Source organism: Streptomyces sp. M-16, from assembly GCF_052114405.1.
GTDB lineage: Bacteria > Actinomycetota > Actinomycetes > Streptomycetales > Streptomycetaceae > Streptomyces.
The window spans coordinates 1-21,511 of sequence record NZ_JBFRER010000027.1; the positions used below are offsets into that span (position 1 = coordinate 1).

Consider the following 21,511-nt stretch of genomic DNA (forward strand, 5'->3'; position numbering starts at 1 on the left):
GGGCGTGGGCGCGGTGGGCCCTGGCCGCCTGCGTGGCGGTGGCGGCCGGGCTGGGCGGGGTCGCGGCCTGGCAGTACCAGCGGGCGGACGTCGCGCGGCAGCAGGCACGGGCGGCCGAGGCCCGGGAGGCCGCGCTGGCCGGGGTGCTGTCCGCCCCCGACGCCCGGCTGGCGTCCGGCCGGATCGCGGACGGCGGTACGGGGACGGTGGTGCTCTCCCGCGAGCGGGACCGGGCGGTGTTCGTGCCCTCCGGGATGGCGGCGCCCCCGGCGGGGCGGGTCTACCAGCTGTGGTTCGCCGGTCCGGGCGGCGGCATGCGCCCGGCGGGCCTGATGGATCCCGGGCGGCCCGACGCCCCGGCCCTCCTGGCGGGCCGGGTGCGCGGAGCCACCGGGATCGGCGTCACCGTGGAGCCCGAGGGCGGTTCCGCCGCCCCGACGACGAACCCGCTGGTCCTGCWGGCCCTGCCCGGCACCCGGACCACCTAGCCGGTTCCGCCGGTTCCGCCGGTTCCGGCCGCTGCGACGTCCGGCGCGCAACCGTGGAAGGGTGGAGAGGTACCGGCTCCGCGCGGCGGCACGTGCTCGCCGCGAGCGTGGGGACCGGGCCATGCGCACGGCGATGTGCGTACGGAGGTGAACGCCGATGGGACCCGTGGGGCAGACGCGCGGCGCCCGCCGGCTGTGGTCGGCCGGGGCCGTCGCCGGGCTCGTGTCGGCGTTCGCCGGACTGACGGTCGCGGAGCTGGCGGCGGTGGCCGTCCGGCCCGAGGCGGCCCCGCTCACCGCGGTCGGCGGGGCCGTGGTGGACCGTACGCCCGCGGCGGTCAAGGAATGGGCGATCCGCACCTTCGGCACCGCCGACAAGCCGGTGCTGACGCTCGGGATCACGTTGGTGCTGGCGGTGCTCGCCGCAGCGACGGGCGTCCTCGCCGTACACCGGCTCCGTACGGGCCTGGTGCTCGCCGGCGCGGTGGGCGTGCTCGGGGCGGTGGCGGCGCTCGGCCGGCCCGAAGYCACCTGGCGGGACGCCCTGCCGTCGCTGGCGGGCGGGGCGGTCGCGGCCGGAGTGCTGTACCTGCTGGTCACCACCCTGCGACGGCCCCGCCCCGCGCCGGGGCGGCCCGGTGGCACCTGGCCCATGGACCGACGGGGCTTCGGCCGGATCGTGGCGGCCACGGTCACGGCCTCGGCGGTGGCCGGACTCGCCGGGCGCCGTCTCGGGGCCCACGGCTCGGCGCGGGCCACCGCCTCCCGGGCGGACCTCGCTCTGCCGCCGCCGGCCGTCCCCGCGCCGCCCGTACCCRCCGGGGCGGACCTGCGGATCCCCGGCCTCTCCCCCTTCCTCACCCCCAACGGGGACTTCTACCGCGTGGACACCGCCCTGGTCGTCCCGCGCGTGGACGCCGCCACCTGGCGGCTGACGCTCCGCGGGGACGGGGTCGCCAAGCCGCTGAGCCTGGACTTGCGGGCCCTGCTCGCCCGGCCGCTCGTCGAACACGACGTGACCCTGACCTGCGTCTCGAACGAGGTCGGCGGCCCGTACGCGGGCAACGCCCGATGGCTCGGCGTCCGCCTGGCCGACCTGCTGCGCGAGGCGGGGGTGCGCCCGCCCTCCGAGGGCGGCCCCGCCGACCAGCTGGTGGCCCGCTCCGTCGACGGGATGACCATCGGAACGCCCGTCGAGACCGTCATGGACGGCCGGGCCGCGCTGCTCGCCGTCGGGATGAACGGCGCGCCGCTCCCCTTCGCGCACGGCTTCCCGGTCCGGATGGTCGTACCGGGCCTGTACGGGTACGTGTCCGCCTGCAAGTGGCTGACCGAGCTGCGCCTGACCACCTTCGCCGCCTTCGACGCGTACTGGGTCCGGCGGTCCTGGGCGCAGCAGGCCGCCGTCAAGACGCAGTCGCGGATCGACACCCCGCGTCCCTTCGGCCGGGTGTCACCCGGGCGGGTGATGGTGGCCGGGGTGGCGTGGGCGCAGCACCGGGGCATCTCCCGGGTGGAGGTGCGGGCCGACGACGGCCCGTGGCTCCCGGCCCGGCTGGCGGCGGCCGACGGCGTCGACACCTGGCGGCAGTGGGTGTGGCCCTGGGACGCCGTTCCCGGCGGGCACACGCTCCAGGTCCGGGCCACGGACGGCTCGGGCCGGACCCAGACGGGCACGCGCTCGGGCACCCTCCCGGACGGGGCGACGGGCTGGCACACGGTGACCGTGGACGTCCGCTCGCTGTGATCCGGGGCCGGCCGGGGACCGCGGCGGGTCCGCCCCGGCGCCCGCGCCGACACGGCGCGGGCCCGCGCCCGCGGTCCCGCGGGCGCCGTACATTGAGGGTCCCGTCAGGACGTCATCCGCCTGCCGTCCCCGCCCCTCCCGCACGTCAGGAGCCGACGCCGTGGAGCTGACCAGTACCGCGTTCCTCGTCACGCTGATCGCGGTCACGGCGCTGGCCGTCCTCCTGGCGCTGCTGCTGTGGAACCGGGTCCCGGGGCCCGCTCCCGTGCGGTGGACGGCACGGGTGCTGATGATCGGGCTGTGCCAGCTGACGGCGATCTGCGTGGTCGCCGCGTGGATCAACGGCAGCTTCGGGCTGTACGCCTCCTGGGACGACCTGCTGGGCACCGGGAACGGTGAGGAGGCCTCCGCGATGACGGGGCCGCCGGTCGGCCGGGCCAAGTTCACGCAGGGCGGCGACGGCACGCTCAGCACGTACGTCCGCGGCAGTCACTCGAAGCTCGCCGGGCAGGTGATCGTGTGGACTCCCCCGGCGTACGACGCCCCGGGGGCGGACCGGACCCGGTTCCCCGTGGTGATGCTGCTGCACGGCTATCCGGGTACGCCGCGCTCCTGGATGGACCTGGGGTCGATGCCCGGGGCGCTGGAGCGGCTGGTCCAGCTCGGGGCGGCGCGCCCGTTCATCCTGGTGATGCCGGAGATCTATCCGGGCGGGGTGAACACCGACTGCAGCGACACCCCGCAGCGCAAGATCGCGACCTGGCTCGCCCGGGACGTGCCGGACCTGGTCGCGAAGAACTTCCGTACGCTGCCCGAGCCGAAGGGGTGGGGGCTGATGGGCGTCTCGACCGGGGCGTTCTGCGCGGCGAAGCTGCCGTTGCAGTACCCGAAGGTGTTCCGGGCGGGCGCGGCCCTGGACCCCGATCCGCTGACCGGGGACGCGGGGGTGCTGGCCGATCCCGGGCTGCGCGAACGCAACAGCCCGGCCTGGCTGCTCGGGCACACGAAGGGTGCGGACGCCGGGCTGTTCCTGGCCACCTCCGCCCAGGACAAGGAGAGCCCGCCGGGGCAGCTGGCGGAGTTCGCCCGCGCGGCGCGGGGCACCGGGGTGCGGGTGAAGACGCTCGTCCGCCCGGCCGGCGGGCACAACTTCCAGACGTGGAGCGGGATGTACCCCGACGCGCTGGGGTGGCTCAGCACCGAACTCTCCGCGCCCGCACCCGCCTCGTAGCAGGGCGGCACGGGACCCCGGCCGCCGCCCGCCCGGGTCAGGCCAGGCGGACCGGGAGCGCCTCGACGCTGTTGCCGATGAAGCTGCGCTGGTGCGGGAGCCCGGCCTCGGGGACCGCCAGGTCCAGGCCGGGGAAGCGGGTGAAGAGGCGTTCCAGGGCGATGGTGGCCTCCAGCCGGGCGAGGGGTGCGCCGACGCAGTAGTGCGCGCCGTGGCCGAAGGAGAGGCTGCGGGCGGCGGTGGGCCGGGTCAGGTCGAAGCGGTCGGCGTCCGGGCCGTGGAAGGCCCGGTCGCGGCCGGCCGCCGTGTAGCCGGCGAGGACGGGGGTGCCCTGCGCGATGACGGTGCCGGCGACGGTGAGGTCGCGGGTCGGGTACCGGAAGGGGAACCAGCTGACCGGCCCGTCCCAGCGCAGGGTTTCGTCCACCACGTCCGACCAGCTCGCCTTGCCGTCCATGACCAGGGCGAGCTGGTCGCGGTGGGTGCACAGGGCGCGGACGGCGTTGCTGATGAGGTTGAGGGTGGTCTCGTGGCCGGCGACGAGCATCAGCCGCATGGTGCCGATGAGTTCGGCCTCGCTGAGCCGGTCCCCGTCCTCGTCGCGAGCGGCGATCAGGGCGCTGGTGAGGTCCTCGCCGGGGGCGGCGCGGCGGGCGGCGGCGATGGTGGCGATCAGTTCCACCAGCTCGCGCACGGCGGCCATCACCTCGGCCGGGGCGATGTCGGTGGCGATGATGACGGTGTTGGAGAGGTGGTGCAGGCGGCCGCGGTGTTCGGGGTCCACGCCGAGCAGTTCGCAGATGACGCTCATCGGCAGCGGCAGTGCGAAGTGCGTGCGCAGGTCGGCGACCCCGTCGGCGGATCCGGCGGCGGCCGCGGCGAGGTCGTCGAGGAGGCCGTCGGCCAGTTCCTCGACGCGCGGGCGCAGCCGCTCCACCTGACGGGCCGTGAAGGCGTTGCCGACGAGGGAGCGCAGGCGCCGGTGGTCGGCGTCGTCGGCGGTGTGCATGCCCTGGGCGTTGGCGAAGACCCGCAGGGGCCAGTCGGCGGGGATGCTGCCGTCGTGGAGGGCGGGGAAGTGGCGGGCGTCCTTGGCCACGTCGGGGTGGGCGAGGAACTCCTTGAGCGCCTCGTGTCCCAGGACGACGGCGCCGGGCACCCCGCCCGGGAGGACGACCTCCGCCACGGCGCCCTCGGCGCGCAGCCGGGCGTTGAGCGCGTGCGGGCAGCCGCCGGCGGGGTCGATGACGTGCCGGGGGGAGGTGTGCGGCGACAAGGCGGTCTCCTGGTCAGATGGACGACTACCGGCCAACAGTGCGGCCTGAAGGGGCCGTTGTTCAAGCGGTGCGCCCGGTTCGTCCGGGATGGGAACCGGCGCGACGCGCCGACGGGCGCCCCGCACGTCGCGCTCTGCGGGACGCCGTCCCGCGCGGGCCGCGCGGTGGCGCCGCCGGCCGGCGACGCGCCCCCGGAATTCCGCTGTACGCATGCCGCGTACAGCGTCCGCAGACGGCTAGGGTGGGGGCATGTCCCCATCAGAGCAGCAGTCCCCCGTCCCCGTCCCCTCCGTCTGGGCCAGGCCGCGCCGCCAGAAGGAGCAGGCCTCGCTCAGCCAGGAGCAGATCGTCGCGGCGGCGGTGCGACTGCTCGACGCCGAGGGCATCGAGGCGCTGAGCATGCGCAAGCTCGGCGCCGAGATGGGCACGGCCGCCACCTCCCTCTACCGGCACGTGGCCAACAAGGACGAGCTGATCGAGCTGGTCGTGGACGAGGTCTACGGCGAGCTGGAGCTCCCGGAGGCCGGCGGTCCGGACGGGTGGCGCGCCTCCCTCTCGCACAGCGGGCACAGCCTGCGCGACATGGTCCTGCGCCACCCCTGGGTGGCCTCGGTCCTCGGCCAGGTGGGACTGGCCCACCTGGGCCCGAACCTGATGCGGATGTCCGAGCGGATGCTGCGGCTGGCCCGGACGGCCGGCTTCCCGCCCGGCGAGGCCGACCTCGCCATGAAGGCGGTCATCTCCTACGTCATCGGCGCCACGACCAGCGAGGCCTCCTACCTCTCGCTGCTCGCCCGCAGCGGCATGAGCGAGGCCGACTGGCTGCGGTCCCTGGCCCCGGCGGGCCGCCAGGCCCTCGACGAGCACCCGCTGACGCAGGACCACTACGCCACCCAGCGGGAACAGGACCCGGCGCGGCTGCGCGAGGAGAACTTCGACTACGGGCTCCAGCGGGTCCTCGACGGCCTGGCGACCCGGATCGACCGCGGCTGACCGGGCGCGGCGGGCGACCGGGCGCACGGTCGGCGGCCGGTCCGGGACACGGTCGGCGGCCGGTCCGGGGCACGGTCGGCGGCCGGTCCGGGGCACGGTCCGCACCCCACCCGACGGGCGGTCCGCGCCCCACCCGGCCCTACGGGAAGGTCAGTTCGCGGCCCTCGCCGAGCGGGGCGAAGAACCGCTCCACCGAGGCCGGCCGCACCTGGACCAGAGACGCCGGGGACCAGCGGGGACGGCGGTCCTTGTCGATCACCTGCGCGCGGATGCCCTCCACCAGGTCCGGCACGGACAGGGCGGCACTGGAAACCCGGTACTCCTGCTCCAGGACCCGCTCCAGGGAGTCCAGCGCACGGGCCCGGCGCAGCGCGGCGAGGGTGGCCTTGAGGGCGGTGGGGGACTTGGCGTGCAGGGTCTGGGAGGCCTCACGGGCCGCGGGCAGGCCGGTGCCGAGCAGCCGGGAGTGGATCTCCTCGACGGTGTCGGCCGCGTAGCACCGGTCGATCCACTCCCGGTCGGCGGCGAGTTCGCCCGAGGAGGGGGCGGGGAGGGCGTAGCGGGCCACGACCTTGTCGGCGGGGGCGCCGTCGGTGCCCTCCGTGAGGTCCCGGACGAGTTCCGGCAGGAAGTCCGAGGGCACGTAGTGGTCGGCGAGCCCGCACAGCAGGGCGTCGGCCGCGCCGACCGCGGTGCCGGTCAGGGCGAGGTGGGTGCCGAGTTCGCCGGGGGCCCGCGAGAGCAGGTAGGTCCCGCCGACGTCGGGGACGAAACCGATGCCGGTCTCGGGCATGGCCACGCGGGAGCGTTCGGTGACGATGCGGACGCTGCCGTGGGCCGAGAGCCCGACGCCACCGCCCATCACGATGCCGTCCATGAAGGCCACGTAGGGCTTGGGGTAACGGGCGATGCGGGCGTTGAGCCGGTACTCGTCGCGCCAGAAGTCGAGGGAGCCCGTGGTCCCCGCCTTCGCGTCCGCGTGGATGGCCCGGATGTCACCGCCCGCGCACAGGCCGCGCTCCCCGGCGCCGCGGATCATGACGTGGTCCACTGCGGGGTCCTGCTCCCAGGCCGTGAGCGCCTCCGCGATCCGCAGCACCATGGGGTGCGTGAGGGCGTTGAGGGCCTTGGGGCGGTTGAGGGTGACCACCCCCGCGCGGCCCTGGGTCTCGATCACAACGGTGTCGTCTTGGATCATCACACCGGTCAGTATGTCGTCTCGACGGTACAGAGAAGATCATTTCCGATGATCTCGATGATCTTTCGGGATGTGCGGCGGTCTGGGGGGTGTGCGGCCGGTTCGCGCCACCCCGCTCACGACGGGTGGGCGGCGGGCTTGTGTCCGAAGGCGCGCCCCAAGACGTCGGTGAAGGCGCTCGCCGAGGACCGGCCGCAGCGGTGCGCGACCGCCGTCGGGGGTGCGCCGTCGGCCGGCGGCCGCAGTGTCCGGTGCGGCCTCAGCTGGGTGCGCCACTGCGGGAAGGTCACACGCGGCTCGGCGCGGAACAGCCGGCCCCGGGGCGGCTCGACCGCCCCGCTCCCACCCGGTGGCACGCCGGACGCGCCGGGCGCACCGGGCCGCGCACCGGCTGTTTTCGGCCCGGCGGTTCTTCCGCGTCACCCGGCGTCCGTCGGAAGCGGGACCGCCCCGCCGGGGGTGATCCCCGGTCGGTGACGTCGGTCGATCCAGTGAATACGGACCGTCCTTCGCCCGTTCCTCCGTCCGGCGTGGAGCCCGTGGCCGCCGGACGACCGCCGGCACGCCGCCCGGGCCCGCGGTCGCCGACCGCCACCCGGCCAGATCATCAGTCTTCCTTGCAAGTTTCCCTGTCGTTCCCTACGGTCGGCGTATGACATCGCCACCGGAGCCGCGCGACGGGGTGCACGACATCGCCGAGGAGCTCCAGCTGGCCCTGGGCATGCTGGTGCGCCAGATACGGGCGGCGGCGGGAGGAGACATCAGCCTGTCGCAGATGTCCGTCCTCAAGCGGCTCGACCGGCTCGGCGCGGCCACCGCGGCCGATCTCGCGCGGGCCGAGAGGATCCGCCCGCAGTCCGTCATCGCCACCCTGAACTCCCTGCGGGCCGAGGGGTACGTCACCCGGACCCCGCACCCCACCGACGGGCGCCGGCTGCTCGTCTCCCTGACGGACCGGGGGCGCGCCCTGGTGCGCGAGCGACGCGAGGCCGGGCACGGCCGGATCGCCGAGCTGATGGCGGGTCGGCTGACCGCCGAGGAGCGGCGGCTGCTGGCCGAGGCCGTGCCGCTGCTGCGCCGCCTGGCGGAGGACTGACCTGCCCTCCCCCGACGGGGCTCCGCCGCCCACCCGTCCCCGAACCCCTGCGAACAGCGACCGAGGAGTCCGAACATGACCGTCTCGCCCACCCCCTCCACCCTGACCCTGGACTCCGGCACCGCGCTGGTGCTGATCGATCTCCAGCGGGGCATCCTGGGCATGCCGACCGTCCGCCCCGGCGCCGAGATCCTCAAGAACGGCATCGCGCTCGCCGAGGCCTTCCGCGCCCACCGGCTGCCGGTGGTCCTGGTCAATGTCGCCTGGTCGCCCGACGGCGGCGACCTGCCCACCACCGACGTCGACACCCCCGGCCCGGCCACCGCCCCGCCGCCGGCGTTCTCCGAGATCCCGGACGAGCTGGCCGCCCTGGGCGACGTACGGGTCACCAAGCGCCACTGGGGCGCCTTCACCGGGACCGAGCTCGACCTCCAGCTGCGCCGCCGCGGCATCCGCCGGATCGTGCTGGCGGGCATCTCGACCAGCATCGGCGTCGAATCCACCGCCCGTACCGCCTGGGAGCACAGCTACGGGCTGGTCTTCGCGGAGGACGCCACCGCCGACCTCGACGCGGCGTCGCACGCCCACTCCTTCGGCAAGATCTTCCCCCGCCTGGGCCGGGTCAGCTCCACCGGCGAGATCATCACGGCACTGGACGCTCTGGGCTGAGCCCGTCCGCCGGCCAGGGCACCTCCAGCCAGACGCACTTGCCGAGCGCTCCGGGCCGCGAACCCCAGGCCCGGGCCAGCCGTTCCACGATCAGCAGCCCGTGGCCGCCCGGCCGGGCCGGGTCCGACGGGAGCCCGTGCCCGCCGGGCTCCGGCGGTGCCGGATTGGTGTCGGTCACCTCGATGCGCAGCCGCTCGTCCGTACGGTCCAGCACCAGCGCACCGGGCCCTCCGCCGTGCAGGCAGGCGTTGGCCACCACCTCCGAGACCAGCAGGAGGACGTCCTCCGCCGCCTCCCGTACGGCCTCGCCCTCGGCCGGCAGCCACTGCCAGGCGGTCAGCGCCCGGCGGGTGAACTCACGGCTGCGGCTGACGGGGTCCGGGAGCCCGTCGAGGACCAGGAGCCAGTTCCGGTCCGCCGACCCGCGCTGCCCCATGACCCTTCGCTCCCTCTCGCTAAGAATGGTCCGGCCGCAACGCCCCCGCCACGTCCACGTGGACCGGGAAGACGCCGTCGGCGCCGGTGATGCGGAACATCCGGGCGACCGGCCCGCTCAGCCCGGCCAGTTCCAGCCTGCCGCCGGCCTCCTGGACCGAGAGCCGGGCGTGCAGCAGGGCGTTCAGTCCGGTGGAGTCGCAGAAGTCCAGCCGTGCCATGTCGACGACCATCCGGCCGCCCGGCACGACCGCCGCCTCCAGGGCCTCGCGCAAGGGCGCGGCCGTGTCGTGGTCGAGCTCACCGGTGAGCGTGAGGACGGTCACCCCGTCCACCGCGCTCACCGCGACGGCGAACCGCCCGTCCTCCGTTTCCGGCACCATCCGGCATCACCTTCCGTCCTGCTGGATCTACGCCTGCCCGGGTCCGGCCGATCCATGCACGGCTCCGGACGACCGCTGCCCCGGCCCCGGGCCGGTGCCCGGACACGGGCATCGTGACACGGCCGGCGTCCCCCGCCGACGCCATTCGGCCGCGAATGCATCCGACCGGCGCCGGGTTGCGTTCACCGGCCTTTTCCGTTCTCTCCCTCCGCGGATCGAACCAGGGCCCAAGGTCCCGGATATCTCGGGCCTTCCACCACCCTTGACCAGGTACTCGGCCTCTTCCATTCCACCGATCGGCCTATTGTCCGGCGCCCCCCCGAAAAGGGAGGACACCAGCCGCACGGCCTTTATCCGCGTACGGACGGCAGGGTTTTCCCGACGACGGACAGGGGGCTTCCGGACCAGCTCACACCAGTTCGGGCTGCGCCTCGCGCCGCGGTTGCGGAAGGTCCACCGAGGCGGCCTCGCGCTCCCAGAGCCTGGTGGTCCGTACGTAGCCGTAGATCACCGAGGCCATCGACAGGATGATCAGCGGCCCGAAGAGCCAGGGAAGCCCGGCCATCTCCACCGACAGGTAGCGGTACGAGGCCAGGAGCGCGGCGAAGACCGCGGCGCCGTAGACCACCAGCCGGGTCGCCGACCGGTCCCAGCCGTGGTCGATCGCGCGCAGCGCCGCCTCGATGGTGAGCGTGAAGACCACGCCGGCGACGATGTCCGCACCGTAGTGGTAGCCGAAGCCCAGGGTCGCGCCGAGGGTGGCGATCAGCCAGAACGTGCCGGCCCAGCGCAGCGCCCGGGGGCCCCTGCGGGAGTGGATGAAGATCGCGGTGGCCCACGCCGTGTGCAGACTGGGCATGCAGTTGCGCGGGGTGATCTCGTCGAAGGGCATCGGGACCGGGGTGCCGAGCGGCGGCGGCGTGTTCGGCCACAGGTCGGCGAGCGCCCAGTGCCCGCCGTCGGCGCCGTAGGCGAGGATCGGTCCGACCACCGGGAAGATCATGTAGATGCCCGGGCCGAGCAGGCCTATGACCAGGAACGTGCGCACCAGGTGGTGGCCGGGGAAGCGCCGCTCGGCGGCCACGTTGCGCAGCTGGTACAGGGCGACGCCGACCGCGGCCACCGCGAGCTGGATGTACACCCATTCGAGGACGTGGTGGCCCACCGAGCCGGTGGCCTCCACGATCCGGCCCGCCAGCCACGACGGGTTGCCCAGTGCGTGATCGGCGGTCGCCACGTACTGGTCGAGCACCATCGGGCGGGTCTTGGACGTGATCAGCAGCCAGGTGTAGCCGGTCTTGCGGCCTGCCACCAGCAGCAGGGCCAGTCCGACGCCCTTCAGCAGCAGGGCCCGCTCCCGGCCGGTGCGGCGCGTGACGGCGATGACGGCACAGCCCAGGGTCACCCACAACGCGCCGTTGCCGGCCATCATCTGGGCGCCCACCATGCTGCGCACGATCCAGAAGACGAGGTCGATGCCGACCGCGGTGCCGAGCGCGATGAACCGCTCCCGCCAGGTGAGCACCACCATCATCAACGCCATGCTGACGTACAGCACCGTCCCCGACCTGGGGGCGAAGATCACCTCTTGCGCCTGGCTGGTGATCGGTCCCGGCTCACCGTAGTGGCGCGCGGCGACCTCCAGGGCGATGAGGAATCCCAGGGCCACCACACTGACCGCGGCCCACAGCATGACGCGTGGTCGACGCCATGCGGCGACCCTGGAGTCGCCGCCCGTTCGCGAAAACGCTCGCGCAATCGTAGATATCAATTTTCAACCGATTTATATGTTTTCCAACGCCGTCGTTGTGAGCTCGAACATGTTAACGGAAAGGGTGGGTTTCACTGATGACGGGCTGGACGTCAAGTGAACGCTTGCCCGATCGGGCAAGGGTTCGGAGAGGGCCGGCACGCAGGGCTTCGCCGGCGCCGCCCGGAGCCCGGCGGCGGCATGCCGCGTCGATCAGCGCGGGGCCACCCAGCTCGGCACCCAGGTCCCGGCGGTGTCGCGGGCGGGGCGCGTGGCGGCGAGGTGGGCACGGAGGGCGGCCAGCGCCGGGTGGGGGTTGTCGCGGTGCCAGAGGAGCGAGTGCGGGTAGACGGGGGTCGGGTCGGTCACCGGGACGCGGCGCAGGCCGTGGCCGGCGGGCCAGACGACGCGCGTGTGCTCGCCCATGAAGGTGGCCAGGGCCGGGGTGTCGGCGACCGTGTCGAGGAGTGCGTCGGAGCCGAAGTTGGGGCCGGTCGCCTCGATGGTGAGGCCGAACCCGGCGGCGAGGTCGTCGTAATAGGCCCCCCACTCGGTACCGGGGACGATGCCGGGCATCCAGATCCGGTGCCCGGCGAGTTGCGCGAGGGCCACCGACCGGGCGCCCGCCAGGGCGTGGGCCGGGCCGGTGAGCAGTTGGAGCGGCTCGTCGAGCACCCGGACGGACTCGATGTCCTCGGGGAGGGGCCGGCCGGGCACCCCGACGGCGCGGAATGAGGCGTCGATGGCGCCCGAGCGGAGGGCGGCGACGGCCGTCTCGATGTCGAACAGCATCAGCACGTCGAGCTCGATGTCGGGGTGCGCGCGGTGGAAGTCGCGCATCATGCCCGAAGGCGCGACCCGTGAGGCGATCACGTCGACGCGCAGCGGACGCCGGCCGGGGCGCACGGACGCGACCGCGCGCTCGGCGACGCGCAGCAGCTCGCGCGCGTGGGGCAGGAACGCCTGCCCGTCGATGGTGAGCTCCGCACCGCGCGCGGTGCGGGTGAACAGTCGTACGCCGAGGTCGCGCTCCAGCACGGCGATGCGTTTGGAGACCGCCTGCTGGGTGACCGCCAGCCCGGCGGCGGCCTCCTGGAACCRCCCCGCCTCGGCGGCGGCGACGAAGGTCCGGATGGTGTCGAGGTCCATGCCGAGACCCTATGCCCACAACCAGTGGTTGTGGGGAGGTAGCCCTCTGGTTGTTTGACCCCGTGTGCGGCCCTGGCCTTTGATGCTTCCGATCGCGGATCGGTTGTACGGGCGGAGCGAGGGGAGGGGTCGGGCATGGGCAGCGGGCACCGGCTGGGACGGCGGTTCGGGTGGCTCTGGGGGGCGTACGGGACGAGCGCGCTCGGCACCTGGCTCGCCTTCGGCGCGTTCCCCCTGATCGCCGTGCGGGAGCTGCACGCCGGTCCGGCGGAGGTCGCCGCGCTCTCCTCCGTGGGGGCCGCGGTGGGCGCGGCGGTGGCGGTGCCGCTCGGCCCGTGGGTGGAGTTCCGCCGCAAGCGGCCGGTGCTGATCGCGATGGACCTGGTGCGGTGCGCGGCGCTCCTGACGGTCCCCACCGCCTTCGCGCTCGGCGTGCTCACCCTCCTTCAGCTCCTGCTGGTCTCGGCCGTCGTCGCGGCGGCCGACATCGGCTTCCGCGCCGCCTCCGGCGCGTACCTGAAGACGCTGCTGCCGGCCGGGGACCTGCTCGTCGCCAACGCCCGGTTCGAGTCCACGGCCTGGACGACCACGATCATCGGACCGCCGCTGGGCGGCGCGGCGATCGGGCTCCTCGGACCGGTGGCGACGGTGGTGGCCGACGCGGTCAGCTACCTGCTCTCGGCCCTGGGCATCCGCGCGATGGGCGGCCACGAGCCCCGGCCCGGACGCCGGGAGGAGGCCGGGCGCATGCGGGCCGGGGACCTGCTCGACGGCTGGCGGTTCATCCTCTGCGACGCGACGCTCCGGCCGCTGTTCTTCAACACCGCCCTGTTCAACGGCCTCGTGATGGCCACCCAGCCGCTCCTGGCCGTCCTGATGCTCGGCCCGCTCGGGTTCGCGCCGTGGCAGTACGGCCTCGCCTTCGCGGCGCCCTCGATCGGCGGCCTGCTCGGTTCGCGGCTGGCCCGACCGCTCGTCACCCGGTTCGGGCAGCACCGGGTCCTGGCGGTGTCCGGGACCCTGCGTGCGCTCTGGCCCGTGGGGCTGGCCTTCCTGGAGCCGGGCACCGGAGGGCTGCTGCTGGTGATCGGCGTCGAACTCGGTCTCATCTTCTGCTGCGGCGTCTTCAACCCCGTCCAGGCCACCTGCCGCCTCCAGCGCACCGCGACCGACCGGGTCGCCCGCACGCTGTCCGCCTGGGCGGTGACGACCAAGGCCTCGACCGCGCTCCTGACGGCCGTCTGGGGCGTACTGGGCACCCTGCTCGGGCCGCGCACGGCCATCGGCCTGGCCGGGGCGGTCCTGCTGGCGACCCCCCTGCTGCTCCCCCGCCGCACGACGGGCCTTCCCCCCGAGACGGAGCCGGCACCGCGACGGATGCTCTCGTAGGGCCGGCCGGCGCTGGTGTCCGGTACCGGTCGAGCGCTGGACTACCGCCGGGCCGTGGCGAAAGGAGGCCGGCGACCGGGCGGGCCCACTGGATCCTGGAGTTCCACCTCCTCGACCAGCGCCACGGCAACCCCGGCGTCCACACGGAACCGCTCGGTCTCACCTGAGCTCGCCGTCACGGCGTCCGGACCAGCATGGCGGCCAGCACCAGGCACAGGAGGGCGACGTACCCCGAGGCGTGGAGACGGTCCGCGATCCGCGGGGGCCTTCGGCGCAGGAGGACGACGACCGGGAGGGCCCCGAGGAGGAGCAGGGCGGCGGCACCGAGATCGACGGACCCGACGGCCGACACCCGCGTCGCAACGTCCGTCCCGTGGGCGACCGCGAGGAAGACCGCGCACGCCGGGGCACTGATACAGGCGGTGAGGGGGTTGGCCAGCGCAGCGGCGGTGCCCAACGACAGTCCCGAACGCCGCAGCAGCGGTACGGTCATGACGCTCCCTCCGACGCCGAGGAACGCGGCGGCGGCGCCGATGGGGACCCCGAGCGCGGCCGGGATCGCGAACGCCCCGGACCCGTCGGCGACACCACCACCGGCACCGGCACCGGCGGCAGGGCGCAGGAACCCCGGGCGCGCGAGCACGTCGGCGACGGTCACCGTCAGATAGGCCACGAACCCCCAGTGGATCAGCCAGGCCGGCGCGGAGCCCGCGACGACCGCACCACCGAGCCCCCCGACGCCGAGCAGGACCATCAGGAGGGCGGTACCCCGCAGACGGCGCAGAACCGGCCGGGGCGTGGCCGCGGTGGCCACCCCCGCGTTGACGACCATGACCAGCGACGAGGTCGCCACCGCGACGGTCGCCGCGGCCGGCCCCGCGGCGGCGTCCACCCAGACGATGACGGGGACCGTGACGAAGCCTCCCCCGAAGCCGAACACCACGGTGGTCAGACCGGTCAGGATCCCGACGGCGACAAGAACGAGAGCACTCATGGACCCCAGTCCAGTCGAGGAGCCTGTTCGCCGACGATCGACCGTCGATCCGACTCTTTCGAGTTTCGGCCATACCCTTCCCGTCATGCGCAACGTGCCCCTCGCGCGACTCGATCACCTCCCCGTCGAGGTGCTGCCGATCGCGACCGACTACCCGCCGGACTCCCTCCTCACCTGGCACGAGCACCGCCGGGCGCAGCTCCTGTACGCCGCGACCGGCACGATGCTCGTGGAGACCGACGACGGGGCGTGGACCRTTCCGGGCGAACGGGCGGTGCTCATCCCGCCCCGGATCCGCCACCGGGTGCGGATGCTGGACGTGCGGACCTCAAGCCTCTACATCGAGCCGTCGGCCGTTCCGTGGTGGCCCACCGCCTGCCGGGTCGTGGAGGTCCCGCCGCTGCTGCGGGAACTGTTGCTCGCCGCCGCCGACCTGGACGCGGACTACGCCACGGACGACCGCGACAGCGCGGTGATCGCGTTGATCCTCCTGGAGACGGCCGCGCTCTCCGAGGTTCCGCTGCATGTCGCCCTCCCGCACGAAGCGCCGTTCTCCCGGCTCTGCCGCGCATATCTCACCGGCCCCGACGTGGCGGTGAGCAACACCGACTGGGCGCGCGCCGCGGCGATGAGCGAACGCATGTTCACCCGGCGCTTCCGGCACCTGACGGGGACGAGCCCCGCGGCCTGGCGGTCCCGGGCCCGGCTGCTGGCCTCGATCCCCCTCCTGCGCCACCAGACCGTCACCGAAGTCGCGACCCTGCTCGGATATGCCTCCCCCGCGGCCTTCTCCTACGCCTTCACGCGCGCTTTCGGCACACCGCCGTCCTCCATGAGACGCCGCTGACCCGGCGCCGTCGTCCCCTGGGGTCGAGGTACGTGAGCCGGCCGCGTCGGGCAGGGACGCCGACGGTCGGCGCCGCCGCCAGGCGCGGGCCGGGGGCGGGCCGGGGGCGGGCCGGCCGGGGAACCGGGAGCGGGTCGCCTGCGTCCAAGCGGCGAGGAACAGCCGCGTCGCGAGGAGGCCGTCGGATGGGTGCGCGGACGACAGGGGCAGCCGTGCTGGGCGGCGTACTGCTGGTGGCGGCCGCCGGCTGCGGCGGCCCGGGCGCCCGGGCCACGGTCCACGGCTGTACGGGCACCGGGGACGCGGTCGCCCCGGAGGTGGTCGTCACCGCCTCGGACAACGGCCGCCGGATGTGCCTGCCGCTGCACGGCACCGTACGGATCTCCCTGCCCGATGCGGGTGCGGGCCGGCCGGGGGCGCCGGTAGGCCTGTCCGGGACGGCGCTGTCCTCGGTCTCGGACCACCTGTTCCGGGGCGTGTCGCCCGGCACGGCGGTACTGACCTCCGAAGTCCCGGCCTGTCCCGGGTCGCCCGCGCCGGGCACGGTCGAGTGCCTGGCGCTGACGGGTTGGCGGGTCACCGTCGACGTACGGTGACCCGCCGGTCCTTCGTGTGCCCTCGGGCAAGCGCAACCGCAGCGGATGGCCGCCTCTTCCAGCTGCTGCTCTCAGGGCTGGAGCGCGGCGCCGGTGTAGTTCTCCGCGAGTTCGGCGGCCGCATGGTGTGACCGGGCGATGCGTTCCAGTTGGGCGACCTGGAGGCGGGTGTCGAAGGACGAGTGCTCGGTCGGGGTGTGCAGGGTGCTGGTCATGAAGTACGAGAACTGCTCGGCTCGCCAGACGCGGCGCAGACAGGTGTCCGAGTAGGAGTCGAGGAGCGCGGTGTCCGCGTCTGCGTAGCGTGCGGCGAGGGCGGCGGCCAGGACGGTGACGTCGGAGGCGGCGAGGTTGAGGCCCTTGGCGCCGGTCGGGGGGACGATGTGGGCCGCGTCACCGGCGAGCAGGACGCGGCCCCAGCGCATCGGCTCCGTGACGGAACTCCGCATCGGGAGGACCGACTTCGCGGTGACGGGGCCGCGGGTGAGGCGCCATCCCGTATCGGCGCCGAGCCTCAGATCGAGTTCGTCCCAGATCTTCCTCTCCGGCCAGGCGGCGGGATCCTCGCCGTTGGGGACCTGTAGGTAGAGCCGGCTGACCTGCGGGGACCGCATGCTCGCGAGGGCGAAGCCGCGCTCGGAATGGGCGTAGATCAGCTCGTCGTAGACGGGCGGGGCGTCGGCGAGGATGCCCAGCCACGAGTACGGGTAGGTCCGTTCGTGGACGCGCATGACGCCGGCGGGAACGGCTCGCCGGACCACGCCGTGGTAGCCGTCACAGCCGATGACGTAGTCGCAGTCGAGGAGGCGTTCCTCGCCCTGATGCCCGTACCGGACGACGGGGCGGTGGGTGTCGGCCCCCTCGACCGCGTGGACCGGCGCATCGAAGTACAGCGGCGGTCCGTCCTCCAGCTGGAGCGCCACCAGGTCCTTGACGACCTCGGTCTGCGCGTAGACCCACACGCGGCGGCCGCCGGTCAGGGACGGGAAGTCGATGCGGTGGCGACGGCCGTCGAAGCGGAGTTCGATGCCGTCGTGCGGGATGCCCTCGCGGTCGAGCCGGTCGGCGGCGCCGGCTTCCCGGAGGGTGTCGACGGTGCTCTGTTCCAGGATGCCGGCGCGCTGGCGCTGTTCGACGTAGGCGCGGTCGCGGCTCTCCAGGACCACGCAGTCGACTCCGGCCCGGTGCAGCAGGCGGGCGAGGAGGAGGCCGGAGGGGCCGGCACCGACGATGGCGACCTGGGTGTGGCGGGGGTGGGTCATCGGAGGTCACTCCTCGGTGTGGGCGTCGTCGAGGACGCGCCGGGCTGTGGCGAAGGCGGAGTTGGCGGCGGGGACGCCGCAGTAGACGGCCGTCTGCAGCAGCACTTCGCCGATCTCGTCGGCGGTCAGTCCGTTGGTGAGCGCGGCCCGGACGTGCAGGGCCAGCTCCTCGTGGTGGCCCTGGGCGACGAGGGCGGTGAGGGTGACGCAGCTGCGGGTGCGCCGGTCGAGCCCCGGGCGGGTCCAGATCTCGCCCCACGCGTAGCGGGTGATGAAGTCCTGGAACGGGTCGGTGAAGGGGGTGCTGAGGGTGGTGGCCCGATCGACGTGCGCATCGCCGAGCACGGCCCGCCGGACCCGCTCCCCCGCCGTCCGGGGGAACGGGTGACCGAGGTGGGCGAGCAGCGCCGCGGTCACGGCGTCGGGCCGGTCGATGCCGGCGAGGTGGGCGGCGCCGGCGATCTCGGTGAGCCCCGCTCCGGGGATGCCGTCGGCGAGTTCGCGTGCGTGGGCGGGCGGGGTGGCGAGGTCGGCACGGCCGGCGACGACCAGTGTGGGTGCGGTAATCCCGGGCAGGTCGGCGCGCAGGTCGTGGACGGCGAGCGCATCGCAGCAGGAGGCGTAGGCCTCGGGGTCGGTGGAGGCGAGGTCGCAGAGGAGGGCCTTGCCGGCGAGGGTCCCGGCGGTGTGCGCCGGGTCGGCGAACCAGCGCGCGGCGGATGCCTCCGCGAGAGGTCCGGTGCCCTCCGCGCGGACCTGGGCGGCGCGCTGCCGCCATGCCTCCGGGTCGCCGAAGCGGGCGGAGGAGCAGACCACGGCCAGTGACGAGACGCGCTCGGGCCGGTGCACGGCGATGTGGGTGCCGATCGCGCCGCCGAGCGAGATGCCCGCGTAGTGGAAGCGCTGCCAGCCGTGGTGGTCGGCGAGGCCGAGCACGAGGTCGGCCAGGTCGGCGACGGTGGCGACGGCGACCGCCGACGAGGAGCCGTGGCCGGGCAGATCGAAGCGCAGGACGCGGTGGTGGCGGGCGAGGGCGGCCAGCTGCGGTTCCCAGACGGCCAGCGAGGTGCCGAGCGACGGGCCGAGGATCAGCGGGGCACCGTGGACCGGTCCGTCGAGCCTGTGGTGGAGCGGGGTCATGGGTGTTCCCGGGCGGAGTCGGAGAGCGCGCGGTCGACGAGTTGCGGGGCGCAGCCCAGATAGCGGGTGGGGTCGGCGAGGTCGCGCCAGTACGGCTCGGGGAGGTCGGCCAGCTCCGGCAGGTCGCGCAGCCGGCCGATGAGCGAGGTGCCGTGGCGGGCCCGGGCCGAGGCCCGGGTGACGAGCGACCGGGCCCGTGAGCTGCCGAGGTGGGGTGCGAGGGCGAGGGCGAGGCGTTCGGAGACGATCAGGTCGCCGGTGCGCGCGAGGTTGGCACGCATCCGTGCGGGGTGGGGGCGCAGGCCGGCCGTCAGGTCGGCGGCGCACCGGGCGGCGCCGCCGGTGATCCGCAGGGCCTCGCGGAGGGGCTGCCACTCGGCGTGCCAGGCGCCTGCGGGGCGTTCGTCCTCGGCTGCGAGCGATCCGAACAGTACGGAGGCGAGGGCGGGGACCTGGCGGGCCGCCGCGGCGATCAGGGTCGCGGAGACGGGATTGTCCTTGTGCGGCATGGCGGACGATCCGCCACCGGCCGCCTCGCTCACCTCACCGGTCTCCGTGCGCGCCATGGCGAGCACGTCGGCGGCGAGTTTGCCGAGCGCCCCGGTGGTGAAGGCGAGGGCTCCGGCGAGGTCGGCGACCGGGGTGCGGGCGGTGTGCCAGGGCAGGATCGGCTCGGCGAGTCCGCTCTCCTCGGCGTAGCCGGCGAGGAGAGCCAGTGCGGTGACGGGGGTGGTCTCCTCGGCGATCACGGCGAGGGTGCCGGCCGCGCCGCCGAGCTGGGCCGGCAGGCCGGCCCGTACGGAGGTGAGCCGGTCCACGGCGTCCCGGACGAGGCGGTACCAGACCGCTGCCTTGAGCCCGAACGTGGTGGGCACCGCGTGCTGGGTGAGGGTACGGCCCGCCATCGGGGTGTCGCGGTGTGCCTCGGCCAGGGCGGCGAGCCGCCCGGCGGTGCGGTCCAGGTCGGTCAGTGCGTGGCCGAGGGTCCGGCGGGCGACCAGCATGGCGGCGGTGTCGAGGATGTCCTGGCTGGTGGCGCCCCGGTGCACGTATGCGGCGGCCGAGGGGCCGACCGCGGCGCGCAGTGCGCCGACCAGCGGAATGACCGGGTTTCCACCCGAGCGGGCCCGCGCGGCAAGGTCCCTGAGGTCGTACCGGGAGGCGTCCGCCGCCGCGTCGMCCGCCACGGCGGCGGACGCCGGCGCGAGGCCGAGACGGGCCCAGGCCCGGGTGAGCGCGGCCTCGGCGTCCAGCATCGCCTGGAGGAAGGCGAGGTCGCCGGTGGCCCGTTCCGCCGCGGAGGCCGCTCGCACGGGGGCGAGCAGCCCCATGTCGGCGCCCTCGTACGGGACGGCGATGCCTGCTGCGTCGTGCGGCTCGGCGGAGGCCGGCCCGGCGGGCACCTGCCCGGTGGAGGACGGCCCGGCCGAAGTCGGCCCGGCGGACAGCGGTTCAGAGGAGGTCAAGGAACACCGTCTCTTCCCCGCCCTGGAGCCGGATGTCGAACCGGTGGATCCCGTCGGCCTCCCGCGTGGCGAGCAGCGTGGCACGGCGCTCGGCCGGCAGGGAGCCGAGCACCGGGTCGGCCGCGAGACCCCCGGCCTGCTCGGGCAGGTAGATCCGGGTGTGGAGGTGGTGCAGCAGGCCGCGGGCGAAGACCACGACCGCCAGGTACGGGACGGCGCCCGGCGCGTGTGCCCCGGGGGCCAGGGTGCGGACGGTCCAGTGGCCGTCCGCGTCGGTGGCGATGCGGCCGTATCCGGTGAAGCGGACTCCGTCGCGTCCGACGACCCTGCCGGTGGCCGGGTCGTGCCGGAGCGATCCGGGTGCTCCGGCGGTCGAGCCCGCCGGGTCGGCCTGCCAGATCTCGACGATCGCGTCGGGCACGGGCTCCCCGGCGCCGTCGCGCACGTACCCGTGGAGGGTGACCGCGTCGGGGTGTCCTGCCGGGGCGATGTCGCCGCCGCCCGCGAACGGCAGGGCGTAGCCGTAGAAGGGGCCGACCGTCTGGGAGGGGGTGGGTGGGAGAAGAGGGTTCATCAGTCGCGTCCTTCCTCGAACCAGGTGGACGCCGGACCGTCGAGGACGATGTCCCAGCGGTAGCCGAGCGATCGTTCCGGGACGGACAGGTCGTGGTCGTAGGTGGCGACGAGCCGGTCGCGCGCCGACTGTTCGGTGACGGCCTGCAGGATCGGGTCGTGGGCGAAGAGCGGGTCGCCCGGGAAGTACATCTGGGTGATCAGCCGTTGTGTGAAGGCCTCGCCGAACAGGGAGAAGTGGATGTGGGCGGGGCGCCAGGCGTTGGTGTGGTTGCGCCAGGGGTAGGCGCCGGGCTTGATGGTGGTGAAGGAGTACCCGCCGTCCTGGTCGGTGAGGCAGCGGCCGAAGCCGGTGAAGTGGGGGTCGAGCGGCGCCGGGTGCTGGTCCAGCCGGTGTGCGTAACGGCCGGAGGCGTTGGCCTGCCACAGCTCCACCAGCTGGCCGCGCACCGGGCGGCCCCGGCGGTCCAGCACCCGCCCGGTGACGGTGATCCGCTCGCCGAGCGGCTCGCCCCGGTGCCGGCGCGTGAGGTCGCGGTCCAGGTCGGTGACGTCGGTGACTCCGAAGACGGGACCGGTCAGTTCCACGGCCTCCGGGTCCTTCAGGGGGAGCAGGGGCTGCTCCGGGTGCCGAAGGGCGCTGCTGCGGTACGGGGGGAAGTCGCGGGGCGGGTGATCGGGGGACGTGCCGGCGGCCCGTGCGTGGGCGCGGGCGGTCTCGGCGTCGATGTCCCGCTGGGTGAGGCCCTCCGGGAGGGGTGTGGTCATGGGGTGGCGGCTTTCGTCGGTCGGGAGCGTCCGGGGATGAGGGGTCGGCGTCCGGGTGAT

21 protein-coding genes are annotated in these 21,511 nt (G+C 74.5%); 9 read left to right on the plus strand and 12 right to left on the minus strand.

Features of this window, described 5'->3' with window-relative positions:
• The 3 genes from AB4039_RS14600 to AB4039_RS14610 form a co-directional block, all read left to right on the plus strand.
• Positions 1–488: anti-sigma factor domain-containing protein (locus tag AB4039_RS14600; RefSeq protein ID WP_442270889.1), on the plus strand; the 488-nt coding region annotated here is incomplete at its 5' end.
• A 157-nt stretch (positions 489–645) separates the two neighbouring features.
• A complete protein-coding gene (locus tag AB4039_RS14605; RefSeq protein ID WP_442270890.1) occupies positions 646–2,235 on the plus strand; it encodes a molybdopterin-dependent oxidoreductase in 1,590 nt (529 codons plus the stop codon).
• A gap of 160 nt (positions 2,236–2,395) precedes the next feature.
• A complete protein-coding gene (locus AB4039_RS14610) occupies positions 2,396–3,466 on the plus strand; it encodes an alpha/beta hydrolase-fold protein (protein WP_266845818.1) in 1,071 nt (356 codons plus the stop codon).
• Positions 3,467–3,503: 37 nt separating this feature from the next.
• Here AB4039_RS14610 and AB4039_RS14615 read toward each other — a convergent pair whose 3' ends face one another.
• Entirely contained in the window at positions 3,504–4,742 is a 1,239-nt protein-coding gene (locus AB4039_RS14615; RefSeq protein ID WP_266845819.1) for a cytochrome P450 family protein, read from the minus strand.
• Between the two features lie 250 nt (positions 4,743–4,992).
• Between AB4039_RS14615 and AB4039_RS14620 the strand changes: the two genes are divergently transcribed.
• The gene (locus AB4039_RS14620) at positions 4,993–5,736 is read left to right on the plus strand and encodes a TetR/AcrR family transcriptional regulator (protein WP_266845820.1); all 744 of its coding nucleotides are present in this window, start codon (positions 4,993–4,995) and stop codon (positions 5,734–5,736) included.
• 139 nt (positions 5,737–5,875) lie between these two features.
• Here AB4039_RS14620 and AB4039_RS14625 read toward each other — a convergent pair whose 3' ends face one another.
• A complete protein-coding gene (locus AB4039_RS14625) occupies positions 5,876–6,934 on the minus strand; it encodes an enoyl-CoA hydratase/isomerase family protein (protein WP_442270944.1) in 1,059 nt (352 codons plus the stop codon).
• 652 nt (positions 6,935–7,586) lie between these two features.
• Here AB4039_RS14625 and AB4039_RS14630 point away from each other — a divergent pair.
• Together AB4039_RS14630 and AB4039_RS14635 are read left to right on the plus strand one after the other, a co-directional pair.
• The gene (locus tag AB4039_RS14630; RefSeq protein ID WP_266845821.1) at positions 7,587–8,030 is read left to right on the plus strand and encodes a MarR family transcriptional regulator; all 444 of its coding nucleotides are present in this window, start codon (positions 7,587–7,589) and stop codon (positions 8,028–8,030) included.
• A gap of 75 nt (positions 8,031–8,105) precedes the next feature.
• On the plus strand, positions 8,106–8,699 hold the full coding sequence (locus tag AB4039_RS14635) for a hydrolase (protein WP_266845822.1): 594 nt from the start codon (positions 8,106–8,108) through the stop codon (positions 8,697–8,699).
• On the opposite strand, the gene AB4039_RS14640 is transcribed toward AB4039_RS14635, so the two are convergent.
• The 4 genes from AB4039_RS14640 to AB4039_RS14655 all read right to left on the minus strand — a co-directional run bounded on the left by AB4039_RS14640 (position 8,674) and on the right by AB4039_RS14655 (position 12,416).
• The gene (locus AB4039_RS14640) at positions 8,674–9,135 is read right to left on the minus strand and encodes an ATP-binding protein (protein WP_266845823.1); all 462 of its coding nucleotides are present in this window, start codon (positions 9,133–9,135) and stop codon (positions 8,674–8,676) included. The genes AB4039_RS14635 and AB4039_RS14640 overlap by 26 nt on opposite strands.
• 19 nt (positions 9,136–9,154) lie before the next feature.
• The gene (locus AB4039_RS14645) at positions 9,155–9,517 is read right to left on the minus strand and encodes an STAS domain-containing protein (RefSeq protein ID WP_266845824.1); all 363 of its coding nucleotides are present in this window, start codon (positions 9,515–9,517) and stop codon (positions 9,155–9,157) included.
• Between the two features lie 409 nt (positions 9,518–9,926).
• A complete protein-coding gene (locus AB4039_RS14650; RefSeq protein ID WP_266845825.1) occupies positions 9,927–11,210 on the minus strand; it encodes a phosphatase PAP2 family protein in 1,284 nt (427 codons plus the stop codon).
• Between the two features lie 270 nt (positions 11,211–11,480).
• Entirely contained in the window at positions 11,481–12,416 is a 936-nt protein-coding gene (locus tag AB4039_RS14655; protein ID WP_442270891.1) for a LysR family transcriptional regulator, read from the minus strand.
• Positions 12,417–12,551: 135 nt separating this feature from the next.
• Between AB4039_RS14655 and AB4039_RS14660 the strand changes: the two genes are divergently transcribed.
• A complete protein-coding gene (locus AB4039_RS14660) occupies positions 12,552–13,805 on the plus strand; it encodes an MFS transporter (RefSeq protein ID WP_442270892.1) in 1,254 nt (417 codons plus the stop codon).
• A 175-nt stretch (positions 13,806–13,980) separates the two neighbouring features.
• On the opposite strand, the gene AB4039_RS14665 is transcribed toward AB4039_RS14660, so the two are convergent.
• Positions 13,981–14,799 carry a TSUP family transporter gene (locus tag AB4039_RS14665; protein ID WP_442270893.1) on the minus strand — a complete coding sequence of 273 codons (819 nt, stop codon included), beginning with the start codon at positions 14,797–14,799 and terminating at the stop codon, positions 13,981–13,983.
• An 85-nt stretch (positions 14,800–14,884) separates the two neighbouring features.
• Between AB4039_RS14665 and AB4039_RS14670 the strand changes: the two genes are divergently transcribed.
• Positions 14,885–15,646, plus strand: coding sequence for an AraC family transcriptional regulator (locus tag AB4039_RS14670; RefSeq protein ID WP_442270894.1), 762 nt, complete (start codon positions 14,885–14,887; stop codon positions 15,644–15,646).
• 185 nt (positions 15,647–15,831) lie between these two features.
• Positions 15,832–16,242 (plus strand): hypothetical protein, encoded by a 411-nt coding sequence (locus tag AB4039_RS14675; RefSeq protein ID WP_266845830.1) that lies wholly within the window; start codon positions 15,832–15,834, stop codon positions 16,240–16,242.
• A 71-nt stretch (positions 16,243–16,313) separates the two neighbouring features.
• Here the strand turns inward: AB4039_RS14675 and AB4039_RS14680 are convergent, their stop codons facing one another.
• From AB4039_RS14680 to pcaH, 5 genes are all read right to left on the minus strand, one after another.
• The gene (locus tag AB4039_RS14680) at positions 16,314–17,504 is read right to left on the minus strand and encodes a 4-hydroxybenzoate 3-monooxygenase (RefSeq protein ID WP_266845831.1); all 1,191 of its coding nucleotides are present in this window, start codon (positions 17,502–17,504) and stop codon (positions 16,314–16,316) included.
• 6 nt (positions 17,505–17,510) lie between these two features.
• Entirely contained in the window at positions 17,511–18,644 is a 1,134-nt protein-coding gene (pcaDC, locus tag AB4039_RS14685; RefSeq protein WP_442270895.1) for a bifunctional 3-oxoadipate enol-lactonase/4-carboxymuconolactone decarboxylase PcaDC, read from the minus strand.
• Entirely contained in the window at positions 18,641–19,975 is a 1,335-nt protein-coding gene (gene pcaB / locus AB4039_RS14690; RefSeq protein WP_442270945.1) for a 3-carboxy-cis,cis-muconate cycloisomerase, read from the minus strand. The genes pcaDC and pcaB overlap by 4 nt, the downstream gene beginning before the upstream one ends.
• Before the next feature lie 121 nt (positions 19,976–20,096).
• Positions 20,097–20,684, minus strand: a complete 588-nt coding sequence (gene pcaG, locus AB4039_RS14695) for a protocatechuate 3,4-dioxygenase subunit alpha (protein ID WP_442270896.1) — start codon at positions 20,682–20,684, stop codon at positions 20,097–20,099.
• Entirely contained in the window at positions 20,684–21,451 is a 768-nt protein-coding gene (pcaH, locus tag AB4039_RS14700; RefSeq protein ID WP_266845834.1) for a protocatechuate 3,4-dioxygenase subunit beta, read from the minus strand. The genes pcaG and pcaH overlap by 1 nt, the downstream gene beginning before the upstream one ends.
• Positions 21,452–21,511: the final 60 nt, after the last annotated feature.

Bases quoted from the DNA above. Each gene is read 5' to 3' on its own strand.
- AB4039_RS14620 (WP_266845820.1), top strand. From the start codon at position 4,993: ATGTCCCCATCAGAGCAGCAGTCCCCCGTCCCCGTCCCCTCCGTCTGG.
- AB4039_RS14625 (WP_442270944.1), bottom strand. From the start codon at position 6,934: ATGATCCAAGACGACACCGTTGTGATCGAGACCCAGGGCCGCGCGGGG.
- AB4039_RS14630 (WP_266845821.1), top strand. From the start codon at position 7,587: ATGACATCGCCACCGGAGCCGCGCGACGGGGTGCACGACATCGCCGAG.
- AB4039_RS14635 (WP_266845822.1), top strand. From the start codon at position 8,106: ATGACCGTCTCGCCCACCCCCTCCACCCTGACCCTGGACTCCGGCACC.
- AB4039_RS14640 (WP_266845823.1), bottom strand. From the start codon at position 9,135: ATGGGGCAGCGCGGGTCGGCGGACCGGAACTGGCTCCTGGTCCTCGAC.
- AB4039_RS14645 (WP_266845824.1), bottom strand. From the start codon at position 9,517: ATGGTGCCGGAAACGGAGGACGGGCGGTTCGCCGTCGCGGTGAGCGCG.
- AB4039_RS14650 (WP_266845825.1), bottom strand. From the start codon at position 11,210: ATGCTGTGGGCCGCGGTCAGTGTGGTGGCCCTGGGATTCCTCATCGCC.
- AB4039_RS14660 (WP_442270892.1), top strand. From the start codon at position 12,552: ATGGGCAGCGGGCACCGGCTGGGACGGCGGTTCGGGTGGCTCTGGGGG.
- AB4039_RS14665 (WP_442270893.1), bottom strand. From the start codon at position 14,799: ATGAGTGCTCTCGTTCTTGTCGCCGTCGGGATCCTGACCGGTCTGACC.
- AB4039_RS14675 (WP_266845830.1), top strand. From the start codon at position 15,832: ATGGGTGCGCGGACGACAGGGGCAGCCGTGCTGGGCGGCGTACTGCTG.
- AB4039_RS14680 (WP_266845831.1), bottom strand. From the start codon at position 17,504: ATGACCCACCCCCGCCACACCCAGGTCGCCATCGTCGGTGCCGGCCCC.
- pcaDC (WP_442270895.1), bottom strand. From the start codon at position 18,644: ATGACCCCGCTCCACCACAGGCTCGACGGACCGGTCCACGGTGCCCCG.
- pcaG (WP_442270896.1), bottom strand. From the start codon at position 20,684: ATGAACCCTCTTCTCCCACCCACCCCCTCCCAGACGGTCGGCCCCTTC.
- pcaH (WP_266845834.1), bottom strand. From the start codon at position 21,451: ATGACCACACCCCTCCCGGAGGGCCTCACCCAGCGGGACATCGACGCC.